The 20,524-nt window shown below is 39.8% G+C and carries 17 protein-coding genes and 2 tRNA genes; 8 read left to right on the plus strand and 11 right to left on the minus strand.

Translation table 11 applies throughout. The annotated features are described in order from the left end of the window. The first annotated feature begins 67 nt into the window (after nt 1-67). Nucleotides 68-1,303 (plus strand): multifunctional CCA addition/repair protein, encoded by a 1,236-nt coding sequence (locus C9E88_RS17035; RefSeq protein WP_106986424.1) that lies wholly within the window; start codon nt 68-70, stop codon nt 1,301-1,303. A gap of 175 nt (nt 1,304-1,478) precedes the next feature. After that, entirely contained in the window at nt 1,479-1,919 is a 441-nt protein-coding gene (locus C9E88_RS17040) for a GNAT family N-acetyltransferase (RefSeq protein ID WP_106986425.1), read from the plus strand. Between the two features lie 38 nt (nt 1,920-1,957). On the opposite strand, the gene epmA is transcribed toward C9E88_RS17040, so the two are convergent. From epmA to C9E88_RS17065, 5 genes are all read right to left on the minus strand, one after another. Continuing rightward, nucleotides 1,958-2,935, minus strand: a complete 978-nt coding sequence (gene epmA, locus C9E88_RS17045) for an EF-P lysine aminoacylase EpmA (protein WP_106986426.1) — start codon at nt 2,933-2,935, stop codon at nt 1,958-1,960. Further along, nucleotides 2,932-3,999, minus strand: coding sequence for a 4-phosphoerythronate dehydrogenase (locus C9E88_RS17050; protein ID WP_106986427.1), 1,068 nt, complete (start codon nt 3,997-3,999; stop codon nt 2,932-2,934). The genes epmA and C9E88_RS17050 overlap by 4 nt, the downstream gene beginning before the upstream one ends. 185 nt (nt 4,000-4,184) lie before the next feature. Further along, nucleotides 4,185-4,937, minus strand: a complete 753-nt coding sequence (locus tag C9E88_RS17055) for a class II aldolase/adducin family protein (protein WP_106986428.1) — start codon at nt 4,935-4,937, stop codon at nt 4,185-4,187. A gap of 299 nt (nt 4,938-5,236) precedes the next feature. Next, nucleotides 5,237-5,327: transfer RNA gene (locus C9E88_RS17060), tRNA-Ser, on the minus strand. Between the two features lie 319 nt (nt 5,328-5,646). Continuing rightward, a tRNA-Ser gene (locus tag C9E88_RS17065) sits at nt 5,647-5,737 on the minus strand. 271 nt (nt 5,738-6,008) lie between these two features. Between C9E88_RS17065 and greB the strand changes: the two genes are divergently transcribed. Further along, nucleotides 6,009-6,488, plus strand: coding sequence for a transcription elongation factor GreB (gene greB / locus C9E88_RS17070; RefSeq protein ID WP_106986429.1), 480 nt, complete (start codon nt 6,009-6,011; stop codon nt 6,486-6,488). 68 nt (nt 6,489-6,556) lie between these two features. Here the strand turns inward: greB and C9E88_RS17075 are convergent, their stop codons facing one another. After that, a complete protein-coding gene (locus C9E88_RS17075) occupies nt 6,557-7,474 on the minus strand; it encodes a LysR family transcriptional regulator (protein ID WP_106986430.1) in 918 nt (305 codons plus the stop codon). Nucleotides 7,475-8,641: 1,167 nt separating this feature from the next. Here C9E88_RS17075 and C9E88_RS17080 point away from each other — a divergent pair. Then, a complete protein-coding gene (locus C9E88_RS17080) occupies nt 8,642-9,754 on the plus strand; it encodes an MltF family protein (protein ID WP_106986431.1) in 1,113 nt (370 codons plus the stop codon). Between the two features lie 96 nt (nt 9,755-9,850). On the opposite strand, the gene C9E88_RS17085 is transcribed toward C9E88_RS17080, so the two are convergent. Both C9E88_RS17085 and ttcA read right to left on the minus strand, forming a co-directional pair. Next, on the minus strand, nt 9,851-10,234 hold the full coding sequence (locus C9E88_RS17085) for an SCP2 sterol-binding domain-containing protein (protein ID WP_106986432.1): 384 nt from the start codon (nt 10,232-10,234) through the stop codon (nt 9,851-9,853). Nucleotides 10,235-10,457: 223 nt separating this feature from the next. Beyond that, nucleotides 10,458-11,387 carry a tRNA 2-thiocytidine(32) synthetase TtcA gene (gene ttcA, locus C9E88_RS17090; RefSeq protein WP_106986433.1) on the minus strand — a complete coding sequence of 310 codons (930 nt, stop codon included), beginning with the start codon at nt 11,385-11,387 and terminating at the stop codon, nt 10,458-10,460. A gap of 501 nt (nt 11,388-11,888) precedes the next feature. Between ttcA and C9E88_RS17100 the strand changes: the two genes are divergently transcribed. Continuing rightward, nucleotides 11,889-12,764 carry a lytic transglycosylase domain-containing protein gene (locus C9E88_RS17100; RefSeq protein ID WP_106986434.1) on the plus strand — a complete coding sequence of 292 codons (876 nt, stop codon included), beginning with the start codon at nt 11,889-11,891 and terminating at the stop codon, nt 12,762-12,764. A 134-nt stretch (nt 12,765-12,898) separates the two neighbouring features. Beyond that, on the plus strand, nt 12,899-13,804 hold the full coding sequence (gene htpX, locus C9E88_RS17105; protein WP_106986435.1) for a protease HtpX: 906 nt from the start codon (nt 12,899-12,901) through the stop codon (nt 13,802-13,804). 82 nt (nt 13,805-13,886) lie between these two features. Here htpX and C9E88_RS17110 read toward each other — a convergent pair whose 3' ends face one another. Next, on the minus strand, nt 13,887-14,483 hold the full coding sequence (locus C9E88_RS17110) for a DUF4112 domain-containing protein (protein WP_106986436.1): 597 nt from the start codon (nt 14,481-14,483) through the stop codon (nt 13,887-13,889). A gap of 61 nt (nt 14,484-14,544) precedes the next feature. Next, nucleotides 14,545-15,885 (minus strand): magnesium transporter, encoded by a 1,341-nt coding sequence (gene mgtE / locus C9E88_RS17115; protein ID WP_227865867.1) that lies wholly within the window; start codon nt 15,883-15,885, stop codon nt 14,545-14,547. A gap of 547 nt (nt 15,886-16,432) precedes the next feature. Here mgtE and C9E88_RS17120 point away from each other — a divergent pair. Then, nucleotides 16,433-19,534 carry a multidrug efflux RND transporter permease subunit gene (locus tag C9E88_RS17120; RefSeq protein ID WP_106986438.1) on the plus strand — a complete coding sequence of 1,034 codons (3,102 nt, stop codon included), beginning with the start codon at nt 16,433-16,435 and terminating at the stop codon, nt 19,532-19,534. Between the two features lie 89 nt (nt 19,535-19,623). Here the strand turns inward: C9E88_RS17120 and C9E88_RS17125 are convergent, their stop codons facing one another. Then, on the minus strand, nt 19,624-19,902 hold the full coding sequence (locus C9E88_RS17125) for a hypothetical protein (protein ID WP_155687872.1): 279 nt from the start codon (nt 19,900-19,902) through the stop codon (nt 19,624-19,626). Nucleotides 19,903-19,904: 2 nt separating this feature from the next. Between C9E88_RS17125 and C9E88_RS17880 the strand changes: the two genes are divergently transcribed. After that, on the plus strand, nt 19,905-20,444 hold the full coding sequence (locus C9E88_RS17880) for a hypothetical protein (RefSeq protein ID WP_227866000.1): 540 nt from the start codon (nt 19,905-19,907) through the stop codon (nt 20,442-20,444). Nucleotides 20,445-20,524 lie beyond the last annotated feature (80 nt).

Raw genomic sequence — 20,524 nt, forward strand, 5'->3', positions numbered from 1 at the left:
TCCACAGTTCTGACTTGAGAAAACCTCTATTCTGTAGCATGATGACTGCAAGAATAGAGGTTTTTTCATGCAAGTTTATTTAGTGGGCGGTGCAGTTCGAGATCAATTGCTTGGACACCCCTATCACGAAAAAGATTATGTAGTGGTCGGCGCGACGCCGGAACACATGCTTGCCCAAGGCTATCAACCTGTGGGTAAAGATTTCCCCGTTTTCCTTCATCCAGAGACCAAAGATGAGTACGCCTTAGCGCGTACAGAACGTAAATCCGGACATGGCTATCATGGCTTCGAGTTTTATACCGATGTCAGCGTAACATTGGAGCAGGATTTAATTCGTCGTGACCTGACGATCAATGCAATTGCAAAAGATCAGGATGGAAATATCTACGACCCATACGGCGGTCAACGTGATTTACAATTGCGCCTATTACGCCATGTATCCGATGCATTTGCGGAAGATCCGCTACGTGTATTACGTATTGCGCGTTTTGCAGCCCGTTATAAAGCACTCGGTTTTCGTGTAGCAGATGAAACACTTGAGTTAATGCGTCAATTGGTCACTTCTGGTGAGTTAAATGCGTTAACGTCTGAACGTGTATGGAAGGAAACATCTCGTGCACTAATGGAAAATCATGCCGATGAATACTTTGAAGTACTCAGAAGTTGCGGTGCATTAAAAGTCTTATTCCCTGAATTAGATGCACTCTACGGTATTCCTCAGCGCCCCGAGTACCACCCTGAAATTGACTGTGGCATTCATACCATGATGTCATTATATCAAGCTTGCCGTGCTGGCTATTCCCTTGATGTACGATTTGCAGTATTGGTTCATGACCTTGGTAAAGCACTCACACCTGCAGAAGAATGGCCACGCCATATTATGCATGAGGAACGTGGTGTTAAACCTGTATCTGATGTTTGTGATCGTTTAAAAGTTCCAACAAATACCATGCAGTTAGCAATTGCTGTATGTAAGGAGCATTTAAAGTGCCACCAAGCACTTACCCTAAAACCGGGTACTTTATGGCGCCTATTACAACGTTTAGATGTATTACGTCGCCCAGAACGTGTTGAAGCCTTTGTACAAGCTTGTGAATGTGATTCTAGAGGCCGTTTAGGCTTAGAAGACCGTGACTACCCTCAATCACGCTATGTTTTGGATGCTATGCAAGTGGTGCGTAATATTAAAGCACAGGATTTGCCGCCTGAGATTCAGGGACCAGATATTGGAGAAATGCTGATTGAGCGCCGAATTGCAGCACTTGGCGTTTTAAAAGCTAAATACACTGCTCTTGCTGATTAAGCACATTCTGAAATAAAAAAGCTTCTTTGGGAGCTTTTTTATTTTTGGCGAAACAGTAATAAAGATGTAAAAATAATAATAACAGCGTTAATGTTCATCTTTTTTGCAACAATCTTTACCATCAATCTACCAATAAAACATTTATGCTCTAACTAAACAATGGAGCAGTTGCTACATGCATGCCTATATTCGCCCACTTCAATTAGATACTGATCTCAAAGATATTCATCGTCTTACCTACCAACTCGGTTATCAAATTAAGCTTGAACGCATTCAAAAGCATTGGCAACTCATTCATTTAGATCCGCATTATCAAACATTGGTTATCGAATCTAATGCACAAGTCATTGGCTATGCAGGATTGATCAAACAATACAGCTGGGAATTTGAGGATGGTTTTTTTCGAATTCGAGCTTTTGTCATTGATGAGCAGTATAGAAGTCTTGGCTTAGGTAGAACACTGATGCAGGCTATTGAGAAAATAGCGATCAAACAAGGTTTAAAACGTATTTTACTTAATAGTGGCAATCGTCCCGAACGGTATCCAGCCCATGTTTTTTATAAAAGCTTAGGATTTGAAGCCTATAGTTTGGGCTTTACGAAATACTTAAAATGATCGGCTGATTTAATCATCAGCCTATCATTGAATAGATCTTATGAAATATCAGCGGTGAAAGTAATGACTTTTTCCAATTTCATTTGATTTTGCACCACCATTAGCAAGCGATCAATGCCTAAAGCGATCCCTGAACATTCGGGCATATTGGGTAAGGCAGCTAGCAAATACTCATCAATCGGCATGATATGCAAACCAAGCTTTTCACGTTCCGCATTATCCGCCTCAAAACGACTACGAAGCACATCTGCATCAATCAGTTCATCATAGGCATTGGCCAATTCTAAACCTTCGATATACAGTTCAAAGCGTGCCGCCACCAACTCACCGTCTTCATCAATACGCGTTTTTGCTAGTGATGCCATTTCAGGTGGAAAGTCCGTTAAAAATACGGGGGTATCAAACCCTAAACTCGGTTCTACCATGTGTGAAAACAATAAATCGATATAGGCTAAACGGTCGTCGCCTAAATCTAAATTTAAGCCCACACGGCGACAAGCATCTTTCAGCTCTTGTAGCGTTGCCTTAAGTGGGTTCAAATCCAAACGATCCATAAATGCGTGTTTATAACTATAAATGGTGGGTCTAACTTCACCAAAGCGATGTGCTAAAACAACATTTAATAAGTCGGTAACCTCTAACATTAAATCTTTCAGTGAAAATGCAGGTCGATACCATTCCAACATGGTAAATTCACTATTATGTTTACGACCATGCTCATCATCACGGAATACTTTGCAAATTTGATAAATGGGTCCGCTACCATGCGCCAATAAACGCTTCATAGCAAACTCAGGCGAAGTTTGTAAATAATGCGTGGCCTTTTTACCTAAAACATGACGCTGGGCTTGTACTGAAGCCAAATGCACATCCGTTACCCCTGCTTGAGATAAGACTGGCGTTTCCACTTCCAATACATCACGTGATGCAAAAAACTGACGTAACTGTGCATACATTTTTGCACGCGCACGCATCGCTTCTAAATCACAAGTCGGTTGATAATGTACATGACTCATGCTTTAGGCCCTCCATGCGCAGCCCATTCACGACGAAGCGGATAGGTTTTACGTAAATAGTCAAAAGCTTTTTGATCTACCTTACCATCCGCCAGACAGGCACGCAGATTTGCATCATCACGAGCAATATCATAAATTTCTGTCAGATGATTTTTTAGCGCTTCTTTTAGTGTCTGATTAACGAATAGTGCTTCGCAAGTGGGTAATTGCGTTTCAAATTGTTTGCTTGCAACATAATGAAAGGTTTTGCAAAAAGCCTCATAGATCATTTGTGTGCCACGTGCTTTGCCTTCTAAGCTATAACCCGCAATATGAGGTGTAACCAAAGTGATTAAGTTAAGCAATTCTTCTGAAATTTCTGGCTCATGTTCAAATACATCAAGCACGACTTGACGCTGATTTTTTTGAATATCTGTAATTAAATCCGCTTCTGCAACCACTGGCCCACGTGCAGAGTTAATCAAAATTGCATCTTTTTTCATTTGCGACAATGCAGATGCATCGATTAAGTGATAAGTCGAATGCTGAACATTTTTGGTCAACGGCACATGTGTTGAAATCGCATCGGCAGTTTTTAATAGTTCTGCAAATTCTACTTGCTTGACATGATCGCGTTGCACAAAAGGATCGTAGCCAATCACATTCCAACCCAATAGCTGTGCCATTGTCGCCAAACGTGAACCGACATTACCCAAACCAACAACACCCAAAGTAAAAGCATCGCCAGCGTCTAATAATTCAGGTTTTAATTTTAATAAAGCAGTAATGACATATTCTGCAACAGCTTGCGCATTACAACCTGCCGCATTTGACCATGTCATGCCTTGTTGCTCAATTGCAGCGATATCTAAATGATCTGTTCCAATCGTTGCACTACCCACAAATTTTAATGATGATCCAGCAATAAGCGTTGTATTTACTTTCGTTACAGAACGAACCAAAAGTGCATCCGCATCTTGCACATCAGTTGCCGTTAAAGTGCGACCTGCTTTTTGTTGTATTTCACCAAATTCTGCAAAGAAATATTCGGTATATGCCAGATTTTCATCTGCAACAATTTTCATAATACATTCCACTACTGTAATGGCACTATGATAACGCTTTGGCTAGACGCTGACTATTCTCTCTTCCCTCACGCCCAGACCTACTAAGATAAAATAAGCCACATCTTATTCAATTCGTACTCTGCCTTAGCTTTATATAAAGCTAAAACCATGTCGATTTTTTGATTGGGCAATGCTTCGTCAAACTATTGGCAATAATCCGCTTTTTGATCTTCAATTAATGACAATGCGGCATTCCAGGCCACCCTAATAATAGGCTCTGCCTGTGGACTTTCAAATTGTTTGAGTGTGTGTTCACGCACTTCTGGACTAGGATAATGCAATGATGAACTGCTCAAGGCTTTAATCTGAATTTGGCATGCACGTTCTAAAAAGTAAATTTCATGAAAGGCTCGTGCAACCGTATCACCTGTTGCCAGCAACCCGTGATTACGTAAAATCATGCACCGATAATGGGCCATGTCTTTCACCAAACGTACCCGCTCTTCAGTCGAAAAAGCAATCCCTTCATATTCATGATAAGCAATATTTTGATAAAACTTCAGCGCATGTTGTGATAAAGGTAATAGGCCTTGTGTCTGTGCTGAAACCGCAATACCATCCGCAGTATGGGTATGTATTACACAGTTTATATCTGCCCGCGCATGATGTAAGGCGGAATGAATTACAAAACCTGCAACATTAACCATTTTACCTTCATCATAATGTGCGACGATGTTCCCTTCATGATCAATTTTGACCAAATCTGAAGCGCGCATACGATCAAAGGTAACGCCATATTTATTAATTAAAAAATATTCAGGCTGATGTGCTAAACGTAAACTAATGTGCGTATCAATTAAGTCAGTCATTTTATAATAAGCAATCAAACGATATAAGGCCGCCAGCTGACAACGTGCTTGCCATTCCTGTTCATCAATTTCTAGTGGTTTATCCATTTCTCACTCCTTATTATTTGATAACTCAGCGACTTTTTATTTGATTATTCGTATGAATTATTCTTAGCAATTTTATCATAGTGCTACCACGAATCTCTTGTTTCAGACTACAGTCTATTTCATACAGATTTATGGTTACTATGCTTTTATCGCATTTAATGTTGGACTTAAGCAAAGTACTTCAATAGTAGAATGTTTATTTGTATCAAGTCTATCTATTCTTTCGGCTCATGAATGGATATTGGCCTAAATGAGACACAAAAAAAAAGCCCTTGTTTTCACAAGGGCTTTTTTGAATTTGGCGGAAGCGGTGAGATTCGAACTCACGGAGGGGTATAAGCCCTCGTCGGTTTTCAAGACCGGTGCATTAAACCGCTCTGCCACGCTTCCATGGGCGCTATCATATAAATATTCTTTCAGAATGGCAAATATTTTTCAGATATTTCATAGTAATTTAGCACTGTTTAATTATTTTTTATTCAATTCAACGAGAGCGACATGTTTTTTAGGCATTCATGTACATTTAAATGTCTTACTCAGCATTGTGTTCTAGATCGTTAGCGTCTTTATAAAACAAAATACAAGCGTGGATTTTGCCTTAGAAATAGACGTCATCTTAGCGTGAGCATTTTAAGACGACTTTGCTATCAACAACAAATAAAATTCCAAGTATAAAAAAACCCAATCTTTCGATTGGGTTTTTTGAATTTGGCGGAAGCGGTGAGATTCGAACTCACGGAGGGGTATAAGCCCTCGTCGGTTTTCAAGACCGGTGCATTAAACCGCTCTGCCACGCTTCCATGTTGCGCATCATATAAATAAAATGAGTGCTTGGCAATTATTTTTCAACAATTTCGGTTTGAGTGCTCAAAATAAAAACAAAATACTCATTCCACAACTGTACATATCGCTTGTGAGGAAACGATCAGCAAAAACTCCGTGCTGAATCGAATAAGATCTTTCAAATCAAAGCGCTTGATATTCAGCTTCAGCGCCCTATGATAGTAGCAAGCCGATAACAGCTCATTCTTACTACGGCATCGTTTATCACACAAATTGGAGACAAATCTTTTGAATCGAAAACTACTCACAGCTGAAGGTTATCAACGACTACAAGATGAGTTAAACGATTTGGTTCGTAAGGAACGTCCTGAAATCACCAAAATTGTGTCTTGGGCTGCCAGTCTTGGCGATCGCTCAGAAAATGCTGACTACCACTACAACAAAAGAAAGCTACGTGAAATTGACCGTCGTATTCGCTTTTTAACCAAGCTGTTTGAAGTGGCACATAAAGTCGAATACAGCCCAGAGCAAGCTGGTAAAGCATATTTTGGCGCGTGGGTTGAACTCGAAAATGATGATGCTGAACGCATTAAATTTCGTATTGTCGGTGATGAAGAAATATATGGGCGTAAAGATTATATCTCTTTGCAATCTCCTGTAGCCAAAGCCTGCTTAGGCAAATCCATCGATGATGAAATACAAGTACAAACACCGAATGGTAAAAAAAGCTGGTATATCATTCAAATTCAATATGATGTACCAGCCTAATCTCAATTCAAGATTGCCATTAAACCCCAAACACTGTGTATGTATTTGTAGGTAAAGCTAAGCTTACTTTATACATAGTAAATGGTGCGCTTCTTAGAAAATTTATCTAGCTGTTTTAAAAAGCCTTCAAAATAATCTTTTTCTTTCTCTTCAGTTCGATAGCCAGCATATAAGGTGCGACGCAAACCCGTTGCTGACACACAATCTAAACGGCGTGAAGTCACCCAGCCTTTTTGTTCATATTCATTTACCACCCAATCAGGTAAAGCAGCAATACCTCTACCACTTGCGACCAATTGAATTAACATTTGCGTTAAATCTGTGGTACGGATTTGCTTCGGCAAAATATTTGCAGGTATAAACAAGCGCGACATAATATCCAAACGATGCTTATCGACGGGGTAAGTTACCAATGTTTCATCTGCAAGCTCTTGTACCGTAATATCTTTCGCTCTAACTAAGGGATGCGTATTCGACAAAACTAAACGTGATTCATATTCAAAGATGGGAAAATATTCAATGCCTTTTAGTGCAATAGGATCCGCAGTAATTAATAAGTCAAACTCCCCTGTTTGTAACAGTTCATGCGGATTCGCCTCAAAACCTGAGGCAAAGTCTAAATCGACATCTGGATACTGCTGGCGATATTGATTAAGCAAAGGCATGAGCCAATCAAAACAACTATGACATTCTGAAGAAAAAGTAATTCGACCCGTTTGCCCATGCACAATACGCGTAATATCCGATTGGGCAATTTGCACTTGAGGTAAAATTTCATCGGCTAACTTTAATAAACGTTGCCCTACATTGGAAAAACTTACCGGGCGACTGCGACGGTTAACCACCTCAACACCAAACCAATGGTCAAGCTCTTTAAGTTGATGCGAAATCGCAGAAGGTGTGAGACACAAATCATTGGCTGCTGATACCAAAGAGCCATGCTCTCTTAAAGCAATCAGCGTTTTTAAATGACGAAGTTCAATCATGGGAGATCTAGATGTAATAATCAATGCAAACACTATAAGTGAATATTTTTCATCTTTCAATTTTAATCATTAGATTCCTTCACAAACAAAGTTTTCTTCCTTTCAAATACAGTCCTCCTATATGTGGAATTCCGTCCAAATCCAGATTCTCAACGACAGACTTGCTCTGCAAATCAAATAGCATCAAGAATGCTTTAAATGGCTAGCCTTAATACAGCGACATTTATGGATCAGGGATCTATCAAATATAGGCATCAAATTTTTAATAGCTAAAATCGTAAATATGACTAAAAAGTGTCAATGAAAAATGGGACATGATTGGCTGTTATTTCCTGCAAAAGCACAGCAATTTTTACTTATCAAGCTGAACACTAAAATTTGCATAAATTTCATACATTAGATCAACTCTTTTCTTCATATATACATCCTGAATTTTATTTAAAAATCTCAGTTTTTAAAGCTCTCATGATGGCCTAATCTTATCGGTAGTTATCGCTTAAGCTCGTTGTACTGTTAATGGCTTATTTACAACTATCGTTTTCACCTATAAAACAAGTTAATTTTGTCTATTTTTACAATCAAGCATACAACAATATCTCGTTGTTATTTATTGCATATTTAGTGCATTTTTTTTAAAAGTAGCCCAATACTCCAAAGTTTAAATTGAACCATCAAATACACTGTAATATACGTAAAATCTGAGTTTATTTAACGCATAAAATAAGTCCATTTAAGATACAAAACAGCCTCGTTTCAGGTCATTTTTTGAAGAATGACATTTTCAATTTAATAAGATTTTTTGACATATTTACTTTCATTTTCAAGTATCAAAATTTACACAATTCGCTCACTTTTAACACAACACTTGTACCACCATATTTTGCAATTTTTTTTATTTATTTATTTCAATAACTTATATTGTTAATTTTTAAATATTTTCGTACAAAATTTGACAAGCATTTTTTTGCTCTTTATTATGCGCACATCTTTTAAGCGAATTTGTTTTTTCATCAGTGTAGAAATTCTACATATTTCCCATTTTTTCCTAGTCATTCTGAATGACGTTCATGACTGCCCAACCCTTATTGAATTTATCAAACTTGAGAAAGTATGAGGCATTTTTTGTCTTCACTTTTTAGGGCATAAATTACTTGTAGCGGAGACAACATGCACAGTAGTTCAACTTCTGGGTCGAGGCTTTGCCTTAACTCTTTAAACTCTCTCCCTTTAAAAGCATTTGTATTTAGTACTGTCTTAATTCCGTTTCACAGTATTAATGCAAGTAAGACAACCCATCAATATGATTCGGTTGTAAATAGCAACAAACTAATTGTCGTATCAGTTGCAGATGTAAGCACTGCCTTTAAAGATGGCCAGCACTTACATGGCTTTGGTTATGATCTTGCGCGCAACTATGCAGAAAGCATCAATGTAAAACTTGATTTTAAAATTGTTCCAGACAATGCAACCGCTTTAAAAATGGTATCTAAAGGTCAAGCCAACTTCGCCATGACCACCAGTAGCATTCAATCGATTGAAGCTAAGCATTTAACTTCATTTTCTGCGAGCTGTGGCGATACCGTTTCACTGCAAAAAAATGGCTTAAATAGCAACCTGAATTGGGTTTTTAAAGACGCCAGTGATCCACTTAGCCAAACTGCAAGTGGTTTTATTTGCCGTGCAAAGCAAAATGGTTCTATTGGGCAATTAGCATCTTTTTATAATCGTAATGTTTTAAAGCAAGATGCGCTCAACACGATCCAACGGGATCTGAGCAAACGTATGCCTATATATAAGGCAAGCTTTAAGAAAACTGCACAGCAATATAATCTTGACTGGCATTTATTGGCAGCTATTGGTTATCAAGAGTCATATTTAAAACCGGACTCTGTATCACCTACTGGCGTACGCGGGCTGATGATGCTGACCAACAGCACAGCGAAAGCAATGGGTGTAAGTAATCGCACAGATCCAGCGCAAAGCATCCAAGGCGGTGCGAAGTACTATGATCAAATGCTGGCACGATATGCACATATCCCAATGCCTGACCGTAACTGGTATGCATTGGTTGCATATAACATGGGGCCAGGTGCAGTTTCGCAATTGCAAAGCAAAATTAAAGCTCAGGGTAAAAATCCAAACAAATGGGTGAACCTCTACACTTATTTAGACCGTAACAAAGCCAGCAATGGTCGTTATCGTCAAGCTGTACAATATGTCACACGTATCCGTGCCTATTTAGAGCATATTAAGACCACACCGCAATTGGTGAATATCTAAAGCTAGTTTTATACGCCTCGCTCAAAGATCGAAAAAAAAAGCTTACCCAAGGGTAAGCTTTTTTGATTTGAAGTGATTCACTTCATCTCATGAGTCTTAAGCCGTTTGCTCAAGTACTTTTTTGAATAAGTCTTTTTGTTCTTGGCTAGGCTTTGCAGTTTGCAGTGCCATCAATTGTGACATGTCACCTTGAACTTTTATTTTGCCTGTCATGAATGCTTGCATAGCTGCAGCCATATCAAACTCAAGGAATACTTTACGTAAAGTTTCAGCATCCATGTTTAGCGTTGTTTTTGCGTTTGCAGATAAGCCTTTTTTAATTGCGCCACCGTCTAAAGACAATTCAGTATTGCCAGAAGCGTCTGCAACAACCAAATTAATCGCAAGATTTGCCAGAGCTGGTGGTAAGTTTAAGTCACCTGCTTGAGCAGTTAGAGTTTCTACAGTCGAAAACCAATCGTCAGTTAAAAAAGCTGGCATGTTCTATCCTCAATCTCTTTGTTCGTGTGTGCAGCCTATCCAGACAGCATTTTAAAAGAAGCATTTTTTGCTTGTCGCTTGTTATAGCATGATCACCTGCAAAATAGCTAAAGAATTTTGCACGCACCGTTCAATTTTAATCAAAACCATACAACAATGAATAAAATCAAATACATAAAAAAAGCACCTGAGTTTCAGATGCTTTTTTGAATGCCTTTAGAACTTAGTCCGCAACAAAACCTAAATTCACCATGTTAATGCGTTTGCTTTCGCCTTCTGGTGCTTCTTCAGTTGAGCATGCACCCTCTTTGAAGTCAAACTCACGTTCACTATCTAGCGCTTCGAAATCAAATAATTCTCGGTCAGCCAATTGTGATGGTGATACATTTTGCAATGCACCAAAAATGCTGTGCAAACGTTTTGGATATTCTTTATCCCAGCTACGAAGCATATCGTTCAATATGGCACGCTGTAAGTTTTCTTGCGAGCCACATAAGTTACATGGAATGATTGGAAACTTGCGCATTTCAGCATATTTGATAATGTCTTTTTCTTCCACATAAGCCAGTGGACGAATCAAGATATTCTTTTTATCCGAAGATAAAAGTTTTGGTGGCATCGCTTTTAAGCTACCGCCATGGAACAAGTTCAAAAAGAAAGTCGCCAAGATATCATCACGATGATGACCTAAAGCCACTTTAGTTGCACCAATTTCTTGCGCAAAACCATACAAAGAACCACGACGTAAACGAGAACACACAGCACAATAAGTTTTACCTTCAGGGGTAAGTTTTTTTGTGATGCTATAAGTGTCTTTTTCCAAGATATAGTACGGAATGTTATTTTCTTCTAAATAACGTGGCAGTACTTCTTCAGGGAAACCTGGCTGTTTTTGGTCAAGGTTAACTGCAACCACATCAAAGTTGATTGGCGCAATGCGTTTAAACTGAAGCAAGATATCCAGCAAGGTATAACTGTCTTTACCACCAGAAATACACACCATAACCTTGTCACCATCTTCGATCATTTTAAAATCGCGGATCGCATGACCGACTTGGCGACGGAGCTTTTTCAGCAAACGATAGTAAGCTGAGCTGGTAGGCAGTTCAGGCTTGAAATTAAATCCTTGTTCGGACTCAACTGGCGAGTACATAGACGAGATTAACCCATAAATAAAATAACCGCGCAATTTTAGCTGATTCGCTCTCTCACCGCATTAAAAGAATGTAAATTCCATAAATTGTCAAAATACAGTCATAATCAAGTAATCGAAGCGCGGTAAATTTGAACGCTTGCGTCTGTTTTTTAGCCAAGATGCTTATCTTTTGGACTTTTCCACAGTTTTCCACAAAAGCTGTGGATAACTTTGTGGATTCTAAAAGGCTTGACAGCTTGATCCACCCTTATTTTAAGGCTTTCATTTAGATTGATCATTTTTTGATCAATTTAATATTCCTTAAATATCAATACCTTAAATGTGTCAAGTTATGCTCATTAAAAAAAAATAAATATTTTTTTTGATTATTGAATCAGCAAAATGACTTGCTTTTTACAAACTAGCCGATAAATAAACAGATCAAAGCTTTTCATCGCTTTTATTTTTGCTACACTCTATTTGTACTGTTTGGGGACAGAAGTTTTTTCGACGACGACAATGAAAAATAAATCAAAAAATTTTGCATTTTGCATTTTGGGATCAGTACTGTCTTTCGGCATGGTTGAAATAAGCCATGCAGGAAAAATTTATATTTATAAAGATAAACAAGGCAGCACCCTACTCACCAACCGTCAAAGTGCAGATAAATCACTCACAAAAGTGAAAGTGACCTATTATCCAGACAGTAATATCCACACTTATAATAACTGGGGATCAAACGAATCTTCAGTTTTGCCCAGCTATAGCCGTAACAAAAATGCCTTCGACCACATTATTAAACAGGCCGCTCAACAACACGGTGTTTCTGAAGGTTTAATTAAAGCCGTCATGCATACTGAATCTGGCTTTAATGTGAATGCCCGTTCCCCAGTCGGTGCCCAAGGTCTAATGCAACTGATGCCAGCAACAGCTCGACGCTTTAATGTGTCAAATGCTTATGATCCATTTCAAAACATTATGGCAGGTGCACGTTACTTGGCATGGTTAACCAAGCGCTTTAATGGCAACACGTCTTTAGTTTTAGCTGGTTATAATGCAGGAGAAGGCAATGTGCAAAAGTACGGCGGTGTGCCACCTTTTCGTGAAACACAAGACTATGTACGCCGTGTGACCAGTCGCTATAACAACTTATATGCAAACGGCGCAAGTACAATCAGCGATTACAATACCAGTACGGCATCAAATTCAGGTGCAGGCAAAATCATTGCTAGCTCAGCCAATTATGAGCAAAATGAAACATCGACTGAACTTAAAGCCAGTAATAAATATCAGCGTCATGTAATTCAAAATGCGAGCAATAGCTTTACTGATGCACCAGGCTCCTATACCACGGCCAATGCGACTGCCTCTGCACATATCTATTTTAAAGATTAAAAAGACAGCATTTTTCTTTTTTCTGAGAGATTTACTAATTATTTCTTGAAATTATTAGACTTTCACCTCATATTGAACTTAATGATTATGATTTGTAGATCAGATTATTTTTCCATAATACGAGGATTTTCTCAATGATGCGGATTGGTTTGTTCTTGCTAACCAACCTCGCGGTACTGATTGTAGCTGGCATTATTTTGTCACTCTTCGGTGTCGGCAGTTACCACGGCGCAGGCGGCTTACAGCTTGGCAACCTAATGGTAATCTGTTTTGTGTTTGGTATGGTTGGTTCTTTAATTTCTCTATTCATGTCTAAATGGATGGCGAAAAAAACCACTGGTACTGAAATTATCGACCCGAACGCACCGCGTAGCCAAGCTGAAGCGTGGCTTTTACAAGAAGTTGCTCAACTTGCGCAACGTGCTGGCATTAAAATGCCTGAAGTTGGTATTTTCCCCTCTTATCAATCTAACGCTTTCGCAACAGGTTGGAACAAAAACGACGCACTTGTCGCTGTTTCAACGGGTTTGCTAGAACGTATGAACAAAGACGAACTTCGCGCTGTATTGGCACATGAAATTGGCCACGTAGCCAATGGCGACATGGTGACCTTGGCTTTGGTTCAAGGTGTAGTCAACGCCTTTGTGATGTTCTTTGCACGTGTTGCAGGCGATTTTATTGACCGTAATGTCTTTGGTCGCGAAGAAGGTGAAGCACCTGGTATCGCTTATTTTGTGATTACGATTGTGCTGGATATCGTGTTTGGTATTCTTGCTTCATCTATCGTGATGTGGTTCTCGCGTTATCGTGAATACCGCGCTGACGAAGCGGGTGCTCGCCTAGCAGGCAAACAAGCCATGATTTCTGCATTGTTACGTTTACAAGCAGAATCTGAAATGCCAGATGCGATGCCTAAAGAAATGAAAGCTTTTGCGATTTCTGCAGGACGTGAAGAAGGTTTTAGTTTAGCTGCTTTGTTCCAAACTCACCCAACGATCGAACAACGTGTTGCCGCATTACAGCAATTAGATTGCCCATAATGTTAGCTTAAGTATTCGATGAAAAAAGCCTCCTTCGCGGAGGCTTTTTTAATGTCTGTATTGTTGTTTAAATACATCACATTTAAAAATGCTGTATCCATTGCCACAACCAAACACCACCCATCCACATCGCAAATAAAAATAATACAATGAACAACAGCCCCAACAAGTCTGGAATATGAATCCAGATCCACGCCACAATTGGATTACGCCAAAAAGCTGAATGTTGCTGTTTCTGTTCTAATTGTTCGTGCAAGAAAGGATGCACCACATGTGTATCACTACGAATTTGATATTCTTCACGAATATGCGTATGTACCACATCTAAGGCCTTGCGACTTGGACGAATAAAAACATCAAATACCGTTCCTACAATAGGAATAAAGCCCACAACAGCATCTAACATTGCCATTTTCATCACAGGGTTTAGTTTTTGCTGTGGTACACCAATTTGCTTGGCTTTCATAATGGCATAACAGGTCAAAACAAAACCTGCGATGTCTCCTGCAATTGGAATGGTACTTAAAGCAGCATCCGCACCTACGCCTTGCTTGGTAAATGGAATCCTTATGACAGAGTCCATCATGTTGGCAAATTTAGCCAAGTCACGTTCTAAGCGAATCACCTCTTGCTCTGACAATTTTTTTTCAAGATTTTTAATCTGTTTATTTTCGGTCATTGTATTGTCCAAATGCGATTAAATCAGGCAAAACATAAGTTATAAATCCATAGTAACTTACTTAAAGTAATAGCTGAGAGGCAATAAATAAATACACCAATACACCAGAGGCGTCACAAATAGAAGTCACTAAGGGTGCAGATGCACTGGCTGGGTCTAGCCCCATGCGGTTTAATATAAATGGCAGACTCATACCAATCAAACAACCCAACATCACAATTGCCATCATACTGAGTGCCAACACCAAAGCGACCATTTCATCACCACGGTAATAGCCCAATGCAGAGACGGCAATTGCCATCGTGGCGCCAAGACATAATGCCACCAAACTTTCACGGCCAATCAGATAAAACCAGTCTTTAAAATGCACATCCCCTGTTGCCAAGGCACGCACCATTAAAGTTGCAGATTGTGATCCTGCATTTCCGCCACTGCCAACCAATAAAGGTAAGAAGAACACCAATACTAAATTTGTGGCAATAATATCTTCAAAGTGTGCAATTCCAAATCCCGATAGCAAACTGCCAAATACTAAAAACACCAGCCAAAATACCCGCTTTTGATAGAGCTGAAAGATTGGCGCTGTTTTTAAACTCAGTTTGCTATTGGCATTGACCGCACCCGCTTTTAAAAAATCTTCAGTGGCTTCTTCACTGACCACATCCAAAGCATCGTCATAGGTCACAATACCCAGTAATTGCATTTGATCATTCACAATTGGCAAAGCAATAAAATCATAATAACTAAGCTTTTTAGCAACGCTTTCTTGGTCATCATCCACATGTGCATAAATTACTTCTTTATGCATTACATCGGCAATGATGTCCTCAGGATTGGCTAAAATCATTTCTCGTAATGAAATCACGCCTTTCAGTTGTTTGTGTTCATTCACGATATAAATTTGGTACAAGGTATCTGGATTAGACGTATCTTGTCTGAGTTGTTCTATCGCCTGCTGAATAGTAATTTCCGCAGGCAAAGTCGCGACATCCAAACTCATAATCGCGCCAGCGGATTCTTCCTGATATGCTGCTAAGGAACGAATTTGTAGTCGCTTATTTAAACTGAGTCGGGTATATAATTGCTTTTGTACGATGGGCGATAATGCCTTGACCAAATCTGCACTATCGTCTGAATGCATTTGCTCAATTATTTCAACCAAATCTGCAATATTCAGTTGCTCAGCTAATTTAACGCGCTCGGCTGGGCTATAAAATGAAAATACATCAGCCTTATTTCCCAATAAATGCAATAACTGCACCTGAGTGCTTGGCTTAAATTGCTGTAGTACCAGTGCAATATCGGCTACATTTAAATATTGTAATAAATGATTAGCCTGTTCATATTGTTGGGACTGGATTGCGATTTTTATTTGCTCAACTAAGTTTTCTCTTTCAACCATCATCGCCTCCACTTATTTATGCATTCATGTCATCTTCATTTTTTATAAATTTTTACTACATTCTTTATACTCATTATGCCCTCAAGTCGGCTTATAAAAGCCCAAAAGTACAATAAATAAATATTCTCAATGGGTTTAAAACGCTTGTACTGATTGGAGATAGAACCTCAAACTGCAGAGCACTCTACACACGCAAAAACCATAAGACCCAGCCAAAGTAAAAATATTTTTAAATTATGCGCAATTTAATCACTAAGCATAATGAAGTGCTTTATTTAGAGATAATCTATATTTTCCTTAAATCCAATCATGGCTTCAGTTTACATTTGTAACATATAGGCACGCTTGCAAAGGCATGCAGTCAATCAAGTTGTATTTATTTTTTAGACTTGTTGCATGAGCTACATTTTTTATTCATGTTTTTAGTATATAAGTACAAAGTAATTTCTGTGTTTATGCTCAGTCTATTTTGGCTGATTTAAAGCGTTGGCGCTCGTAGCTTAACCTATAAATGGAACTTTTCAGCGCAATGGAAAGTAATTAAATTATGCTCTCTAAATATTTTATCCAGCGCCCTATTTTTGCTTTTGTACTGGCCATTTTTGTGATGGTTGCTGGTGTATTTGCATTATTAAATTTACCTGTAGAGCGTTATCCAGATATCGCGCCACCGCGTATTTCCATTAGCGCAACCTATTCAGGTGCAGATGCGCAAACTGTAGAAGAAAGCATCACCCAAATATTAGAGCAGCAAATTACAGGGCTGGATCATTTACTGTATTTTAGCTCCAGCAGTGATGCCAATGGCCGTAGCCGCATTAATATTAGTTTTGAAAATGGTACTGATCCAGATACAGCGCAAGTTCAAGTACAAAACTCTATTAATAGTGTATTAAGTCGCTTACCAGATGATGTCCAACGCCAAGGGGTTAGAGTCCTCAAGTCTTTAGGTGATACCTATATGGTGATTGGCCTATATGATGAGCAACATAAAAGCAGCAATATTGAACTGTCTGATTATTTATTGACGCATTTAGAGAGCGAATTAGGACGCGTTGAAGGCGTTGGTGAAGTTGACGTATTTGGTTCAAAGTTTGCCATGCGGATATGGTTAAATCCAAATCAACTCAAAAAATACAACCTCATCCCAAGTGATATTCAAAAAGCAGTTGAAGCACAGAATACGCAAGTGGCTGCTGGTGGTATTGGTGAACTTCCTAGCGCACAAGAACAATATTTAAATGCCAAAGTCAGTTCGGGCTCTCGTTTAAAAACGCCTGAAGAATTTCAAAATATTATTTTAAAAGCCAATGTTGATGGTAGTTTTGTCTATTTAAAAGATGTTGCACGAGTAGAGTTAGGTGCAGAAAATTACCAATCTTACAACAGCATTAATGGTTATCCTTCTGCAGGTATGGCTATTTCTTTAGCCTCTGGTGCTAATGCCATTCAAACTGCAAAACGTATTCAAGACACCGTCGACCGTTTGTCTAAGTCTTTACCAAATGGCTATAAACTGGTTTATCCAAGCGACAACACACCATTTGTCCGTGAATCCATTAAAGAAGTGGTCAAAACATTATTTGAAGCCATTCTTTTGGTTATTGTCGTCATGTTCCTGTTTTTGCAAAGCTGGCGTGCAACTTTAATTCCTGCCATTACTGTTCCTGTCGTACTTTTAGGCACAATGGGTGTACTCCTGCTTTTAGGTTTGAGTATTAATACCCTCACCTTATTTGCACTTGTACTGGCCATTGGCCTACTGGTGGACGATGCCATTGTGGTGGTTGAAAATGTTGAACGGCTGATGCACGAACAACATTTAGATGCCAAACAAGCGTCTTTAGCTTCTATGCATGAAATTAGTGGCGCACTGGTGGGTATTACCTTGGTGCTCACTGCTGTATTTATTCCAATGGCATTTTTTGGTGGTTCTACTGGGGTCATTTATCGTCAGTTTGCACTGACCTTAATTACTGCCATGTCGATCTCACTTGCAGTCGCGTTAGTACTTACACCTGCATTGTGTGCACTTATTTTAAAACCAACGACACAACCATTTACTTGGGCGACGCGATTTAACCGCTTGCTTGAAGCTATAAAACATCAATATGTAAAACTTAGCCATACCATTATTGATTTTAAATGGGTGAGCTTTGTAATCATTGCTGCACTTATTCTTGTGTTTGCACTGTTTTATCGTGCCTTACCAACCAGCTTCTTACCCAATGAAGACCAAGGTCGTTTAAGTGTACAAATTACCTTACAAGACAATGCACCAATGTCACAGACCATGAAAGTGGGTGAATCGGTTCGTGATTATTTCTTAGAACATGAAAAAAATAATGTTGATCTGGTTATGCTCCGCTATGGCAGCAACCGTACGGGTACAGGTCAACACATGGCCCAAGGCTTTATTAAGCTCAAGCCGTGGGATGAACGTAGTGGGCAAAAAAATAATGCCAATGCTATACGTGAGCGTGCGAATGCTTATTTCCGTAGTCATGCCAATGCCAAAATTAACATTACTGCACCGCCAGTTGTCATTGGCTTAGGAGATACCGACAGCCTAAGTTTTTGGATTCGTGATATTAATGGTCAAGGTCGTCAATTTTTAAATCAGCAATTCACGCAATTAAAGCAAGATTCTGCGCAATACTCAGGTTTTGAAAATCTTGATAAAAAAGCTGCGCCAGACAAAGCCAAATTAGAGGTTAATATCGACCCTAAAGCGGCCATGTCTTCTGGCCTCGCGATGGCTGACATCAACAGTACATTATCAGCTGCATTGGGTGGTAAATATATCAATGACTTTATTGATAGAGGCCGAATTAAACGCGTCATGATGCAAAGTGATGCGCCCTTCCGAGCTACACCAGAAGATTTACAATACTGGTCTGTACGCAACAATCAAAATGAAATGGTACCCTTTGCGAGCTTCTCAACCATTAATTGGTCTGGTGGTCCAGAATTGGTCAACCGCTTTAATGGTTATAGTGCACTTGAAGTTAATGCAGACAAAACTGCAGCTGTTAGCTCAGGCCAAGCAATGCAACAAGTCGCAAGCTTGGTAGATCAAGCCAAAGATATTGATTTAGCTTGGAGCGGACTGTCTTTTGAGGAACAAAAAACCAGTAATCAAGCACTGTTTTTATATGCAGTTTCTATCGGATTTATTTTTCTATGTTTAGCGGCTTTATATGAAAGTTGGTCCATTCCTGCTGCAGTCATGATTGCAATTCCTTTAGGGATTGGAGGCTGTGTGATCTTTTCATTCTTGGGCGGTTTCCCAAATGATATTTATTTCCAAATCGCACTGCTCACAACCATTGGTTTATCGTGTAAAAATGCCATCTTAATTATTGAGTTTGCTGCAATGGCACAGCGCGAAGGCAAACATGTGATTAATGCAGCTATAGAAGCAGCTTCATTACGTTTTCGTCCTATTCTAATGACATCATTGGCCTTTGGTGCTGGTGTTATTCCGCTGATATTTGCACAAGGTGCTGGCGCAGTCAGCCGTCAAGAAATCGGCCTGGGTGTATTTGGTGGAGTGATTTTTGGTACGGTCTTGGTTCTCATTTTTATTCCTTTTGCCTTCGTGATGATCCGCACATGGTTTAAACCCAAAGCCAGCCCAACAAAATAAAGTTTCTAACATAAAAAAGACGCAAAATGCGTCTTTTCTTATGTGCTACCGATCAACCTACAGTTTAGACAAGATGATCTTCAATGACATCATTTGGGCTGTACTGTAGATGTCGTATTCTGCGCCACTTCAACAACATGCTCAACGATAGGCTCCACTCTTGTTTGTATGTCGGCTGTCACTACTTTCACTTGAGGCGTTTCAGCATGCGGTTCACTCAAATGCTGTGCTGCTGGATGATCAGTATTGCCTTCTTGGGCTTTCACTGTAGATGTTGCTTGTACGACTTGCTCAGGTTCTTGCATATTCACTGCTGTTACTACTGGGGTTGCAGCCACTGCTTGTACGGTAGCTTCAGTCGGTTGCACAGGTGTTGCAGGTGTTGCAGGTGTTGCAGGTGTTGCAGGTGTTGCAGGTGTTGCAGGTGTTGCAGGTGTTGCAGGTGTTGCAGGTGTTGCAGGTGTTGCAGGTGTTGCAGGTGTTGCAGGTGTTGCAGGTGTTGCAGGTGTTGCAGGTGTTGCAGGTGTTGCAGGTGTTGCAGGTGTTGCAGGTGTTGCAGGTGTTGCAGGTGTTGCAGGTGTTGCAGGTGTTGCAGGTGTTGCAGGTGTTGCAGGTGTTGCAGGTGTTGCAGGTGTTGCAGGTGTTGCAGGTGTTGCAGGTGTTGCAGGTGTTGCAGGTGTTGCAGGTGTTGCAGGTGTTGCAGGTGTTGCAGGTGTTGCAGGTGTTGCAGGTGTTGCAGGTGTTGCAGGTGTTGCAGGTGTTGCAGGTGTTGCAGGGTGTTGCAGGTGTTGCAGGTGTTGCAGGTGTTGCAGGTGTTGCAGGTGTTGCAGGTGTTGCAGGTGTTGCAGGTGTTGCAGGTGTTGCAGGTGTTGCAGGTGTTGCAGGTGAGCCTAAAGGCTTCCACTCATAATGACCAGTACTAAGTTCTACAATTTCACCCACCCCAGGAAAAGGCAAATGCGGTGCAGCAATCCAAGTATGAGCCTGTGC

Origin of the sequence: Acinetobacter cumulans (assembly GCF_003024525.3) — a bacterium.
Taxonomy (GTDB): Bacteria; Pseudomonadota; Gammaproteobacteria; order Pseudomonadales; family Moraxellaceae; genus Acinetobacter; species Acinetobacter cumulans.

What these genes read in the sequence shown, in the direction of transcription:
- C9E88_RS17050 (WP_106986427.1), bottom strand. Translation starts at nt 3,999, where the DNA reads ATGAAAATTGTTGCAGATGAAAATCTGGCATATACCGAATATTTCTTT.
- epmA (WP_106986426.1), bottom strand. Translation starts at nt 2,935, where the DNA reads ATGAGTCATGTACATTATCAACCGACTTGTGATTTAGAAGCGATGCGT.
- C9E88_RS17035 (WP_106986424.1), top strand. Translation starts at nt 68, where the DNA reads ATGCAAGTTTATTTAGTGGGCGGTGCAGTTCGAGATCAATTGCTTGGA.
- C9E88_RS17075 (WP_106986430.1), bottom strand. Translation starts at nt 7,474, where the DNA reads ATGATTGAACTTCGTCATTTAAAAACGCTGATTGCTTTAAGAGAGCAT.
- C9E88_RS17055 (WP_106986428.1), bottom strand. Translation starts at nt 4,937, where the DNA reads ATGGATAAACCACTAGAAATTGATGAACAGGAATGGCAAGCACGTTGT.
- C9E88_RS17080 (WP_106986431.1), top strand. Translation starts at nt 8,642, where the DNA reads ATGCACAGTAGTTCAACTTCTGGGTCGAGGCTTTGCCTTAACTCTTTA.
- C9E88_RS17040 (WP_106986425.1), top strand. Translation starts at nt 1,479, where the DNA reads ATGCATGCCTATATTCGCCCACTTCAATTAGATACTGATCTCAAAGAT.
- ttcA (WP_106986433.1), bottom strand. Translation starts at nt 11,387, where the DNA reads ATGTACTCGCCAGTTGAGTCCGAACAAGGATTTAATTTCAAGCCTGAA.
- C9E88_RS17110 (WP_106986436.1), bottom strand. Translation starts at nt 14,483, where the DNA reads ATGACCGAAAATAAACAGATTAAAAATCTTGAAAAAAAATTGTCAGAG.
- C9E88_RS17085 (WP_106986432.1), bottom strand. Translation starts at nt 10,234, where the DNA reads ATGCCAGCTTTTTTAACTGACGATTGGTTTTCGACTGTAGAAACTCTA.
- C9E88_RS17120 (WP_106986438.1), top strand. Translation starts at nt 16,433, where the DNA reads ATGCTCTCTAAATATTTTATCCAGCGCCCTATTTTTGCTTTTGTACTG.
- htpX (WP_106986435.1), top strand. Translation starts at nt 12,899, where the DNA reads ATGATGCGGATTGGTTTGTTCTTGCTAACCAACCTCGCGGTACTGATT.
- C9E88_RS17100 (WP_106986434.1), top strand. Translation starts at nt 11,889, where the DNA reads ATGAAAAATAAATCAAAAAATTTTGCATTTTGCATTTTGGGATCAGTA.
- mgtE (WP_227865867.1), bottom strand. Translation starts at nt 15,885, where the DNA reads ATGGTTGAAAGAGAAAACTTAGTTGAGCAAATAAAAATCGCAATCCAG.